This is a genomic window from Methanobrevibacter sp., from assembly GCF_045220775.1.
GTDB lineage: Archaea > Methanobacteriota > Methanobacteria > Methanobacteriales > Methanobacteriaceae > Methanocatella.
Window position 1 is genome coordinate 1 of the sequence record NZ_JBGUWC010000115.1, and the last position, 11,347, is coordinate 11,347.

The 11,347-nt window shown below is 36.5% G+C and carries 13 protein-coding genes and 1 tRNA gene; 10 read left to right on the forward strand and 4 right to left on the reverse strand.

Going from position 1 to position 11,347, the window contains the following annotated elements:
* Window positions 1-96: 96 nt before the first annotated feature.
* Together ACJROP_RS07685 and ACJROP_RS07690 are read left to right on the forward strand one after the other, a co-directional pair.
* A tRNA-Gln gene (locus tag ACJROP_RS07685) sits at window positions 97-168 on the forward strand.
* A gap of 278 nt (window positions 169-446) precedes the next feature.
* Complete coding sequence (locus tag ACJROP_RS07690; protein ID WP_406534886.1) at window positions 447-794, forward strand: carboxymuconolactone decarboxylase family protein; 348 nt, start codon at window positions 447-449, stop codon at window positions 792-794.
* A 24-nt stretch (window positions 795-818) separates the two neighbouring features.
* On the opposite strand, the gene ACJROP_RS07695 is transcribed toward ACJROP_RS07690, so the two are convergent.
* Entirely contained in the window at window positions 819-1,748 is a 930-nt protein-coding gene (locus tag ACJROP_RS07695; RefSeq protein WP_406534887.1) for a CPBP family intramembrane glutamic endopeptidase, read from the reverse strand.
* A gap of 159 nt (window positions 1,749-1,907) precedes the next feature.
* On the opposite strand from ACJROP_RS07695, the gene ACJROP_RS07700 reads away from it, so the two are divergent.
* From ACJROP_RS07700 to ACJROP_RS07715, 4 genes are all read left to right on the forward strand, one after another.
* Window positions 1,908-2,174, forward strand: coding sequence for a DUF6110 family protein (locus tag ACJROP_RS07700; RefSeq protein WP_406534888.1), 267 nt, complete (start codon window positions 1,908-1,910; stop codon window positions 2,172-2,174).
* Between the two features lie 22 nt (window positions 2,175-2,196).
* A complete protein-coding gene (locus ACJROP_RS07705) occupies window positions 2,197-4,344 on the forward strand; it encodes a heavy metal translocating P-type ATPase (protein WP_406534889.1) in 2,148 nt (715 codons plus the stop codon).
* Window positions 4,345-4,434: 90 nt separating this feature from the next.
* Window positions 4,435-5,184 carry an ABC transporter permease gene (locus ACJROP_RS07710; protein ID WP_406534890.1) on the forward strand — a complete coding sequence of 250 codons (750 nt, stop codon included), beginning with the start codon at window positions 4,435-4,437 and terminating at the stop codon, window positions 5,182-5,184.
* Window positions 5,185-5,192: 8 nt separating this feature from the next.
* On the forward strand, window positions 5,193-5,942 hold the full coding sequence (locus ACJROP_RS07715) for an ABC transporter ATP-binding protein (protein WP_406534891.1): 750 nt from the start codon (window positions 5,193-5,195) through the stop codon (window positions 5,940-5,942).
* Between the two features lie 3 nt (window positions 5,943-5,945).
* On the opposite strand, the gene thiD is transcribed toward ACJROP_RS07715, so the two are convergent.
* Genes thiD through proS form a run of 3 tightly spaced genes read right to left on the reverse strand, consistent with a single transcriptional unit; the run spans window position 5,946 to window position 8,768 of the window.
* Window positions 5,946-6,680 (reverse strand): bifunctional hydroxymethylpyrimidine kinase/phosphomethylpyrimidine kinase, encoded by a 735-nt coding sequence (thiD, locus tag ACJROP_RS07720; RefSeq protein ID WP_406534892.1) that lies wholly within the window; start codon window positions 6,678-6,680, stop codon window positions 5,946-5,948.
* Window positions 6,681-7,355 (reverse strand): 2-phospho-L-lactate guanylyltransferase, encoded by a 675-nt coding sequence (gene cofC, locus ACJROP_RS07725; protein WP_406534893.1) that lies wholly within the window; start codon window positions 7,353-7,355, stop codon window positions 6,681-6,683. It lies immediately after the preceding gene.
* 9 nt (window positions 7,356-7,364) lie between these two features.
* The gene (proS, locus tag ACJROP_RS07730) at window positions 7,365-8,768 is read right to left on the reverse strand and encodes a proline--tRNA ligase (RefSeq protein WP_406534894.1); all 1,404 of its coding nucleotides are present in this window, start codon (window positions 8,766-8,768) and stop codon (window positions 7,365-7,367) included.
* A 169-nt stretch (window positions 8,769-8,937) separates the two neighbouring features.
* Here proS and ACJROP_RS07735 point away from each other — a divergent pair, with 169 nt between their 5' ends.
* The 4 genes from ACJROP_RS07735 to ACJROP_RS07750 are packed head-to-tail and all read left to right on the forward strand — an operon-like array spanning window position 8,938 to window position 11,328.
* Complete coding sequence (locus ACJROP_RS07735) at window positions 8,938-9,981, forward strand: NAD(P)-dependent glycerol-1-phosphate dehydrogenase (RefSeq protein WP_406534895.1); 1,044 nt, start codon at window positions 8,938-8,940, stop codon at window positions 9,979-9,981.
* Window positions 9,981-10,418 carry a UPF0179 family protein gene (locus ACJROP_RS07740; RefSeq protein WP_406534896.1) on the forward strand — a complete coding sequence of 146 codons (438 nt, stop codon included), beginning with the start codon at window positions 9,981-9,983 and terminating at the stop codon, window positions 10,416-10,418. The genes ACJROP_RS07735 and ACJROP_RS07740 overlap by 1 nt, the downstream gene beginning before the upstream one ends.
* The gene (gene rpiA / locus ACJROP_RS07745; protein WP_406534897.1) at window positions 10,418-11,104 is read left to right on the forward strand and encodes a ribose-5-phosphate isomerase RpiA; all 687 of its coding nucleotides are present in this window, start codon (window positions 10,418-10,420) and stop codon (window positions 11,102-11,104) included. Before ACJROP_RS07740 ends, rpiA begins: the two co-directional genes overlap by 1 nt.
* 8 nt (window positions 11,105-11,112) lie before the next feature.
* On the forward strand, window positions 11,113-11,328 hold the full coding sequence (locus ACJROP_RS07750) for a hypothetical protein (RefSeq protein WP_406534898.1): 216 nt from the start codon (window positions 11,113-11,115) through the stop codon (window positions 11,326-11,328).
* The last annotated feature ends 19 nt before the right edge of the window (window positions 11,329-11,347 follow it).

Genomic DNA, 11,347 nt, shown 5'->3' on the forward strand with positions numbered 1-11,347 from the left:
ATGAATACTCATGAGATAGTTGTATTATTTACCTCTCAACACTGCTTTTTTTTTAAAATTTAATTTATATAGTATGATTTCTAAAAATAATGGTATAGTCCCATAGGGTAGCGGCAATCCTTCTGGGCCCTGGACCCAGAGACAGCGGTTCGACCCCGCTTGGGACTACTTAATTATCCAATTATTTTATAACATATGATTCATTTTTTCTACCATTATCCATGACTTAAAAGGTCAGTATATTACACAATATTTAAGAAATACTTGTTTATTATATTTCATTGACTGAATTGGTGGATTCTCCCTTAAATGGATGATGTAATGAGAAATAATTTTCGTTTTGATTTGTCGAGCAATTTCATATATGATTTATTCTTGTGATAAATAGCTATTTATATATAATTTGAAAAATTAAAATAGTATTAATTAAAATTTGAGGTAATTATATGAAAGGAGAAGTATATTACGGAAAAGGAATTAGGGAATTGGAAGGTGAATATCCTGACTTGTATGACCTTGTAACTGATATTAATAATGTTGTGTGGGATGGAAAGGTTCTTGATTATAAGACTCAAAAATTAATAGCTATTGGTATTACTGCTTCCCGTGCAGATCCTAGAGCCATCAAAAAACAAATCAGAAGTGCTATTGAAGTATTAGGCATTACTCCTGATGAGATTGTGGATGTCTTAAGAGTAGTTTTATTAACTTCAGGTATGCCTGCATTTTCCAAATCACTTCAAATATTAAATAGTGTTGTTGCTTCAATGGAAGAAGATGAAAACGAAGAATAGATTTCATCTTTTCTTTTTTTATTATTAAAATATTTGATAAATGATTATGGCTATGGAAAATGCAATAAAGCAAATCATCCCATAATTTATAAATGCTGTTCTCAATGGTTGTTCCAGTTCGATTTCAGGTTTATATTTGCTCAATTCTGACTTTTTAAATCTAAAAAGACCTACTGCTCCAACAATCAACACGATTACAATAAAAATCAGATAAAGAAGTAAAAGACCCATGTCAAATGTTGTGTAGGTGCCTTGAGTTAGGGCATTTGCACTTTCAACAACGAACAGGCTAACGACAGATCCCATCAAATTGACAATCATGTGCAATATGATTGTATATGTTATCTTTCCGGTTTTTATGTAGACATATGCTAAAAATCCGCCCATCAAGAATGCATAAAAGAACTGGTTGAGATTTCCATGCATCAACCCGAATATTGTTGCGGATAATAGAATTGAGATTACAGCCCCATATTTTATTGTCCTGTCGATTAGCAGTTTCCTGAAAAAGATCTCTTCAAAGATAGGGGCGATAATGCTGATTAGCACAAGGTTTAGCCAGATGTCTGTTGTGTTGATAAGTTCCTGAATAGGGTTTGAGACTTCAACCTGTATTGAATTTCCAATCAGATAGGTTATTGCAAGTCCGATAACGTTTCCTATCCACATCAATGTGAATGTAATGCACAGGTATATTATGAATGTTTTAATGTTTAATGAGTGCTTTTCCAGATTTTCGGACTCTAACTTTTTCATCAAAAACAGTAAAATCGGAAACGGCAAAATGTAATTGCTTACGGCACTCAATATGGTTATCACATTATAATTATAGGATAAATCGCTGTTCATGACTCCTAAAACATTTATTAGGATTATCTGGAATACCAATGCGGATATCAGATATATCAAATAATTAAATCCAATCTTTGAGAAGAATTTTTTGTGTAGGTTCAATTTCTCACCATTGCATTTTTTTATCTATCTCTTTGTTATTTTATATAAAATCTATCTTTGGTTTAAATTTTTTAGGTAATCCTAAACTTTAAATATTAGGCATACCTAAATATTAATAGCTGAGCATTTTATTTTTCAATAACTAGGAGAGTAATTAATATGGTACGTAATGAATTTTTTGACAAATGCGTGGAACACAAACACGCACTACTTTTTGCGGCAGGTATCGCAACAGCTATTGTAGGCAAAAAAGCATTAGAATCAAAAGCAGTAAAAGACGCAGCAACCCAAGGAATGGCATCTGTAATGTCAATCAGAAAAGATGCCGAAGAATGCTTCCAGGACATGAAAGAAAATGCTGAAGACATTGTTGTTGATGCTCACGCTGAAGAAAAAAGAGAAATCTATGTAGAAGCAAAAGAATAATTCTTTTTTTTAGGGTTATAATATGAAATATAAAGTAATGCATGATAATGGCTCTCGCTTGAGAGTTCGTGCCGGCCAATGGGCATTCACTGAAAAGGAAGGCTATGGTCTTGCTTCATTACTTTCAAATCAAAGTTTCATCCATGAGGTTTATACTTCCCATCGAAACGGAAGCATACTGATATATTATGATGAGGGCATTGAAAATCGGGAAAAGATATTTGAAATTTTAGATTCAATCACATTGGATGACCTGTTTGAAGCCGAACCGATTCAGACTCAAACTTCAAAGGAAATCAGTGAAAATTTCTATATGAAATTGTCTAAAATGGTTCTTCATAGGGGAATTTATAAATTGTTCCTGCCGATGCCCGTAAGACATGCATTGACGGTTTATCATTCTGCAAAATATATCTGGAACGGTCTTGATAGCCTGACCAGCTTCCGTGTCGATGTCGCTTTGCTTGATGGGGCTGCAGTTGCTGGTGCATTATTGCATAGGCACTATAAGCCTGCAAGCTCAATGATGTTCTTGTTGTCAATCTCCGATGCATTGGAAGACTACACAATACAAAAGGCCAAAAGCACATTGAAAGACAGTTTGGCTTTAAATATTGACACCGTTTGGGTAGTAGGAGAGGACGGTGAGGAAAGACAATGTCCTGCTGTTGATATTGACAAGGGGGATAAAATCAAGATTCATATGGGTGATGTAATACCTGTTGATGGAAAAGTAATCGAAGGAGAAGGAATGGTTAATGAAGCTTCAATGACTGGAGAACCGTTAGCCGTTCATAAAAGACCGGGAAAAACAGTTCATGCGGGAACTGTCATAGAAGAAGGTAATCTGATTGTCGAAGTCTACTCGATGAATAAGGAAACTAGGTTGAATAAGATCATTGATTTGATTGAAAACTCTGAGGAGCTGAAGGCCGAAACCCAAAGCAAGGCTGAAAAGCTTGCCGATTCGATTGTTCCGTATAGCTTCATTGCAACTGCCTTGACTTACCTGATTACAAGAAATCCGACAAAGGCATTATCTGTTCTGATGGTTGACTTTTCATGTGCAATCAAGCTGACGACACCATTATCCATCATATCTGCAATGCGCGAGGCATCAGATAACAGAATGATGGTAAAAGGAGGTAAATTCTTAGAAAATTACGCAAATGCAGATACAATCGTATTTGACAAGACAGGAACATTAACCAATGCAACCCCAACGGTTGTCAAGGTTGTTCCGATGTCTCGAAGATATAAGCGTGATGACATCTTAAGGATGGCTGCATGCATTGAGGAACACTTTGCGCATAGCATTGCAACTGCAATTGTAAAATATGCCGAAGAGGAAGGCCTTAAACATGATGAAGACCACAGTGAGGTCGAATATATTGTAGCGCATGGAATCGTAACAGAATATGATGGCAAACGGGCAGTAATCGGGTCTAAACACTTCCTGTTTGATGATGAAAAGGTTAAGGTAACCAAAACTCAAGAGAAAAAAATCAAAAAAGAGGCCAAAGAGCACTCTGTAGTCTACTTGGCAATCGATGGAAAGCTTGAAGGTCTCATTTGCATTGATGATCCGGTTAGGTCGGAAGCAAAGTATGTCATTGAAGAGCTTAAGGATTTAGGCATTGAAAATATCATAATGCTTACCGGAGACAGTGAAAGCGGAGCTAAGGCAGGTGCTAAGGCATTAGGCATCACTGAATACAGGTCTCAAGTGTTGCCTGAAGACAAATCCAGAATTGTTGAGGAACTTAAAGCGGAAGGCAAGACTGTCATCATGGTTGGTGATGGGATTAATGATTCACCGGCTCTTGCTGCAGCTGATGTTTCCGTTTCAATGAAACATTCATCCGATATCGCACGTGAAGTAGCAGACATATCCTTGCTGTCTGATGATTTGTATGACCTTGTAACGCTTAGAAAATTAAGTGTTGGAATGCTTGATAAAATCAACAAGAATTACCACAATATTGTAGCGGTCAACGGTTCGCTTCTGGCATTGGGCGTCTTGGGTGTTATTCCGCCGTCAACCTCTTCAATGATACACAATTTCTCTACAATGTTGTTTGGCCTGATGAGCACTAGACCTGTCTTGAATGATGAAAATTTTACAAAAGGAATAGAAGTGGAAGCTATTGAAGTAGCAACTACTTCTTAATTTTTTTCTTTTTTACTTGATATTTTTTAAAGTTTTTATAGTATTAGATTAATAAGTAATACTGTATAAGAATTTTAACTAAGTGATTGAATGTATGAGAATTATAAAAAAAAGTTAATTTCATTAATTTTACCAATTGTCATAATTATTATTTGGTATTTAATTACTGAAGGATTACACATTGTAAATCCATATATTTTGCCGGGTCCGATTGAGGTTTGCACTTCAGCCTGGAATTTAATTTTATCAGGAAAGCTTCTAAAGAACACTATAGACTCATTGTTTAAGGTATTCGGCGGTTTGATTCTTGCTGCTGTTGTTGCAATTCCATTAGGAGTTTTGCTTGGATGGTACGAAACTCTAGAAGATTTATGCAGTTTTGTAATAAGTATCCTAAGGCCGATTCCACCTATTGCTTGGATTCCATTTTCAATCTTATGGTTCGGTATCGGTACTGTTCCAGCAATATTTATCATTTTCATGGGTTGCGTTTTCCCGATTCTGGTTTATACGCTTGATGGTGTTAAAAGGACAGATAAGGTTTTAATAGAATCAGCTCAAACATTAGGAGCCAGTGACAGTAAAGTTCTCACACGTGTTGTGTTGCCGTCAGTATTTCCAAATATCGTATCCGGACTTAAGGTAGGTGTTGGAATAGCTTTGATGTGTACAATTTCAGCGGAAATGATTGGTTCAAGTTCCGGATTGGGATATATGATTCTGCAGGCTACTAGTCGTTTCGATCCAGGTACTACCGTTGTGGGTATGATTGTAATTGGTTTAATTGGTTTACTTTTAGATTATATTTTCGGATTAGCTCAAAAGAGGATATTCTGGTAGGTGTTTAAATGACAATAGAAATTAAAAATATCAATAAATCCTTTGAAGGAAAAAAGAAAAATCTATCAGTATTGGATAATATTAATTTAACAATAAATGATGGAGAGTTAATTTGTCTTTTAGGACCATCAGGATGCGGTAAAACAACTCTTTTAAGATTAATAGCGGGTCTTGAACATCCGACTTCCGGAGAAATCATTGCCAACGGCGAAGTTGTTAAAAAGCCGTCAGGTGACAGGGCAGTTATTTTCCAACAGTATTCACTTTTCCCATGGTTGACTGTTCTTCAAAATGTTACCTTCGGTTTGGAGATGACTAAAAAAGGTACAAAAGAGGAAAACATTGCGGCCGCTGAAAGGTATCTTGAAAGTGTAGGTTTAATCGACTTTAAGGATAGCTATCCTCATGAACTTTCAGGTGGTATGAAGCAGAGGGTTGCAATTATCAGATCTTTACTTAACCATTCACCTATTCTTTTGATGGATGAGCCGTTTTCTGCAGTGGATATGCAAACTAGGCATAAGCTTCAAGAACAGCTCATTGGGGTCTGGAAAAGATTTGAGAATACTATTGTTTTTGTAACTCACGATGTTGACGAAGCGGTTTATCTGGCAGATAAAATTGTTATCTTAGATAAAAATCCGGGTAGAATCGCAAGAATTGTTGATGTCGATATTGAAAGGCCTAGAAAAAGAGATTCAGAAGAGTTCATCAAACTTCAAGAATCAATTGTTAATGAATTAGATATGGAAAAATAATAGTTATATCTTGGCTATTAATGTTCCATAATTTCCATTTTTTATTCCCTCATAGACATAGTCGAGGGCTTTTAGGATTGATGTAGTTAAATCATTGTTTTTTGCAAGATAAGCTACGATAGCAGAGGACAGATTGCATCCTGTTCCATGCAGATTATCTGTTTTTATTAGTTCCTGTTTTTTTATTGTAATTTCACCATCAATATTTATGGTGTTAATACCGTCTAAATGACCGCCAGTTATGATACTGTCACAGATAATATTTTTTGAAGCTTCAATTGCATCGTCTTTAGTCTTAATTTCAAAATTAGTTAATTTTTCAGCTTCTGAAATGTTAGGTGTTGTCAAAATTGCCTGTGGAAGCAAGTATCTGTTCATTGCATCTGCCAAATCTTCCCTTGTCAAATCTCCTCCTGATGTTGCAACCATAACAGGATCAACTACGGCTTTTAAATCATAATCCTTGATTTTTCTAGAAACCAATTTGATTATTTCAGGTGAGTATAACATTCCTGTTTTTATAAATTCTACTTCATATGCATCCAGAACAGCATCCATCTGCTCTTCAATGTAATTTTCACTAACCGGAAGTGTTGAAAAGAATTTATATGGGTTTTGGGCGGTAAGTGCTGTTACAATGCCCGTACCGTAAACTCCAATGGCTTGAAATGTTTTCAAATCAGCAAAAACGCCGGCACCGCCTGAAGGGTCAACTCCTGCAATGGACATTACAATCATCTAATCAGCCCTTGTGACTTTTAATCTTTCAGACCCACGGAAAGGCTCAACATTGACTTTAAGTTCTTTCAGGTATTTTCTGGTATGAGTATTCTTTCCATGAAGCATTATTTCACCCAAATCTTCAGCAGTATTTACATCCAATGCCATAAAAAATGAATCATGAACCTGAGGATTTAACTTTTTCCTCTCAGCGGCCTTAATATGTTCTTCGTAGCTGAATCCCTCAAATCTTGTGTGGATTGCCATAGGTTTCATGATTATCATATTGGTTCCGCCGCCTTTTGCGGGAACGATGATGAAATCCAAGTTTTTGGAGGCCTCAATTAGCATTCCGATATTTGTTTTCCCGATTAAAGGAATATCTGAAGGAACAATGATAATCTTTTTTGTTTTTCCTTTGCAATAGGTCATGGCTTGCTTTAACGCCTTATTTAAGTTGGAATTGTCATTTTCAAGAATGGTTGTTACGTTTAGGCTTTCAGCATATTTCAATACCTGTTCATCCCTGCTGATGATGATAATCTTATCCACATGCTTTTTTAGGGTATCAGTTACATCATGAAGCATTGCTTTTAGGAGATTTTCCCTTTCAACTTCGCTTAGAAATGGAGAAAGCCTGGTTTTTGCATTTTTAAACTGAGTAACTGGAATTATTGCGTAAATTTCATCCATTTAAATCACTTAATAAGTTTTAGCTATCAATGCAATGTATTTGGCGTCCTTTCCGCTAGCTATGCATTTGCCTTCGGACACTTCTTCCTGAATGCCTAAGACGTCATAGCCAGTTTTTTCTTCGATTTCATGACCGACTTCCTCTTCTCCACACCAGTAGAACTTGACAACATTTCCCGCTTCGACCAAGTCGCTGATTTCATCTAAATCATTTGCGAATTTGATGTGTTCAGCCTGGAAGTCCCATGCGGTTGTAGAAAGGTTTTCAGCTGTTTTGTCAAGTAAATCTAAAACATTATCTGCTAATGAGTCATCTAATGAAAGTTCTATTTTTTCTCCTTCATCCCTTCTCATGGCTATTGTAATGTTGTTTTCCAAATCACGAGGTCCGAGTTCAAGTTTGACTGGGGTTCCTTTCAGCTCCCAATCGAAGAATTTTTTACCTGGTCTTATGTCTCTGTCATCAATATTGACTCTGAGGCCTTTTGCTTCTAGTTGTGATTTGATTTCACTGCATTTTGCCAAAACTTCTTCTCTTCCTTTTTTGAATAGGATAGGGATAATTGTAACTTGGTTAGGGGATACTTTAGGTGGAAGTCTGAGTCCTTTTTCTTCACCGTGCACTGAAATGACAGAAGCGATAACTCTGTCGGATACTCCAGCACAGGTCTGATAGACATATTTGTGTTCTCCGTCCTTATCTTCAAAGGTAATGTCGAAGGTTTTTGCGAAAGTCTGGCCTAAATTGTGGATTGTACCAATCTGCAGGGTTTTCCCATTTGGCATTATCACATCAAATGCCATGGTGTAGTCTGCACCTGGGAACTTGTCCCATTCGGGCCTTTTGGAAATCAGGTATGGAATTCCCAAATCATCAAAGAACTCTTTATAGATTTCAATGAAGTCTTGGATTTGCTCATCTGACTCTTCTTTGGTTGCATGAGCGGTGTGGGCTTCTTTGAATGTTGTAATTTCCCTTACGCGTATCAATGGTCGGGTGTGTTTAGTTTCGTATCTGAATGTGTTTACGATTTGATAATATTTGATTGGAAGGTCAATGTGTGACCTGATCCATAATGCATACATAGGATACATTGCAGTTTCACTGGTAGGTCTTAAAGCCAGCTGTTCGTTCAGTTCAGTCTGACCACCTTTTGTAATCCAGTATACTTCATCTTCAAATCCCTTAACATGTATCCCTTCTTTTGCAAGCTCGGTTTCAGGAATGAGCATTGGGAACAGGACTTCCTCATGGTCCTTGTCCAATAGTTTTTTAACAATGTTCATTGTGTGTTTTCTTATTTGAAAACCGTATGGCATCCATATAGCCATTCCCTTGATAGGATATCTTGAATCAGTAATATTCGCTTTTTCTAAAATATCATGAAACCATTCGTCAAAATTTTCCACCATATCACCTAAAATAATTTTTATAACATTAAACTATCTGTTTTTAATTAATATTAAAGTTATTTAATTTTTAAAATTTGCAGAAATCCATGGCACTTGATTTTTTTAGAAAAGTTATTTATAATTTTATGATACATATATAGTAATGTATAATTAGATTAGGGGATATTTTATGAGTGAAAGGAAAATACAAATGCCTCGTGAAGTTTACATTGATCCCGGCATTATCAAGAAGACCGGAGCCATTTGTAAATCTTTGCATTTAGATAACAAGATTTTAATCGTTACTGGAGCTCATACATATGATGTAGGTGCAAAACCAGTAATCGAGAGCCTTGAAAATGACAATATCGAGTATGATGTTATCAAAGTCGATAATGCATCTGAAGAATCAATAGCTGAAGTTGAAGAATTGATTACTCCTGAAACTACCGTTTTGGGTGTTGGTGGAGGAAAGGTTATTGATGTAGCAAAGCTATCCTCATTCAATAGAGGAGTATATTTTGTATCTATGCCAACAACCGCTTCACATGATGGTATTGTATCTCCTATGGCTTCAATAAAAAATCCTGATACTTCAATATCTGTTAGGGCCCACTCCCCAATAGCGGTTATTGCAGATTCTGAAATTTTGGCTCAATCTCCATTTAGATTGTTGGCTGCAGGATGTGCTGATTTAATTGCTAATTTTACAGCTATTAAAGATTGGGAATTGGCCCATAGGCTTAAAAACGAGGCATTCAGCGAATCGGCAGCTGCATTATCAATAATGTCTGCCCATTTAATCACTGATAATATTGCAAATATCAAACCTAATCTCGAACCAAGTGCCCGTATTGTCATGAAATCATTATTCAGCGGAGGAATGGCAATCAGCATTGCAGGTTCTTCACGTCCTGCCAGCGGATCCGAGCACCTTTTCTCACATGCACTGGATAAGATTCTGGACAAGCCTGCCCTGCATGGTGAACAATGCGGTATCGGTACAATAATGATGATGTATCTTCACGGAGGGGATTGGAAAGCCATTAAAGATGCACTTGAAGCAGTTCAAGCTCCAACAAAGGCTTCTGAAATAGGCATTGCAGATGAAGATATTATTGAAGCATTGATGATGGCTCATAAAATCAGGCCGGAAAGATATACGATTTTAGGAGACAATGGAATATCAAAAGAAGCAGCTTATGAATTAGCTCAAAAAACAGAGGTGATTTAATGATAACATTAATTGGAAAAGATTTAGCAAAAAAAGGCCAAGAATTTGTTTTTTTAGGTCCTGCTCCTGAATGTGAGGAGTGCAGGTTCAAATCATCCTGTGTTGGAAACTTGGAACTCAATAGGAAATATGTTGTAACTGACGTTAAAGACAATGAGCAGAAATGCCCTTTGCATGCTGAAGGGGTTGTTGTTCCTGTTGAAGTCGATAGGGCTAAAATTGATGTGTTAACCACTTCTAAAAACATTTTTGAAGGATCAACATTTACATATAATGCTCCTGAATGTGATGAGAAATGTGACTGTCATGATTTATGTTTCCCTGACGGTTTGATTGAAAACGATAAGTGCATCGTTTTGGAAAATAATGGAAAACATAAGGAAGAATGTAAAAAAGGTTATAAACTCAATAAACTTACTTTAGGATTTGTGGTATAATGAAAAGTGCAAGCAGTAATGATTCTAGTAAAAAGAATGCAGGCTATAAGGCTGCTGAGTATGTAAAGGATGGAATGGTTTTAGGTCTAGGTACAGGTTCAACCACACACTATTTCATTGAAAAGGTGGGCATGAGAATTGCCGATGAAGGGATTAATGTAATGGGCATTCCAACATCATTCCAGTCATTATTAATTGCGAAAAAATGGAACATTCCAATCACTACCCTAGAAGAGCACGACATTGACTTGTCAGTTGACGGTGCCGATGAGGTAGACAGTGAGTTCAATCTTATTAAAGGCGGTGGAGCAGCCCACACTAAAGAGAAGATAGTTGATTATGCCGCTAAGGAATTCATTGTCATTGTTGATGAGTCAAAATGTGTAGACCAGTTAGGCAATTTCCCGGTTCCTGTTGAAGTATTGCCTGAAGCTTCACGTGTTGTAATTCAAGAGCTTGAAGACATGGGTGCCAAATGTGAAATAAGGATGGCCCAAAGAAAGGACGGTCCTGTAATAACAGATAACGGCAATTTTGTAATTGATGCCAAATTTGACAAAATCGAATCACCTGAGCACTTGGAAATTGATTTAAATACAATTCCTGGCGTAGTTGAAAATGGAATATTCTCACAGATGGTGGACAAGGTCATTGTCGGAACTCCTGAAGGAACTAAAGAGTTATAGGTGGTCAAATGCCTCTATTTGATCCATATGATTTGAAAGAATTAGGTTACAAGATAGCTTTCACATTCGGGGCTTTGATTGTAGTCTATGGCGTATTGTGGCTGCTTGCAGAATTGGGCATCATTCCAGCTATTGTTGCAGCAATCTTTCCGCAAATAGTGTTGATAATCATTGGAATATTTATAATGTATGTCGCATTTGAGCAGAAGAAAAAATATTACTAATTTTTTTTTTAATTTAAAA

Coding starts and splice junctions, on each gene's coding strand:
- ACJROP_RS07715 (WP_406534891.1), top strand. CDS start 5,193: ATGACAATAGAAATTAAAAATATCAATAAATCCTTTGAAGGAAAAAAG.
- ACJROP_RS07750 (WP_406534898.1), top strand. CDS start 11,113: ATGCCTCTATTTGATCCATATGATTTGAAAGAATTAGGTTACAAGATA.
- thiD (WP_406534892.1), bottom strand. CDS start 6,680: ATGATTGTAATGTCCATTGCAGGAGTTGACCCTTCAGGCGGTGCCGGC.
- ACJROP_RS07690 (WP_406534886.1), top strand. CDS start 447: ATGAAAGGAGAAGTATATTACGGAAAAGGAATTAGGGAATTGGAAGGT.
- cofC (WP_406534893.1), bottom strand. CDS start 7,355: ATGGATGAAATTTACGCAATAATTCCAGTTACTCAGTTTAAAAATGCA.
- ACJROP_RS07705 (WP_406534889.1), top strand. CDS start 2,197: ATGAAATATAAAGTAATGCATGATAATGGCTCTCGCTTGAGAGTTCGT.
- rpiA (WP_406534897.1), top strand. CDS start 10,418: ATGAAAAGTGCAAGCAGTAATGATTCTAGTAAAAAGAATGCAGGCTAT.
- ACJROP_RS07735 (WP_406534895.1), top strand. CDS start 8,938: ATGAGTGAAAGGAAAATACAAATGCCTCGTGAAGTTTACATTGATCCC.
- ACJROP_RS07710 (WP_406534890.1), top strand. CDS start 4,435: ATGTATGAGAATTATAAAAAAAAGTTAATTTCATTAATTTTACCAATT.
- ACJROP_RS07740 (WP_406534896.1), top strand. CDS start 9,981: ATGATAACATTAATTGGAAAAGATTTAGCAAAAAAAGGCCAAGAATTT.
- ACJROP_RS07700 (WP_406534888.1), top strand. CDS start 1,908: ATGGTACGTAATGAATTTTTTGACAAATGCGTGGAACACAAACACGCA.
- proS (WP_406534894.1), bottom strand. CDS start 8,768: ATGGTGGAAAATTTTGACGAATGGTTTCATGATATTTTAGAAAAAGCG.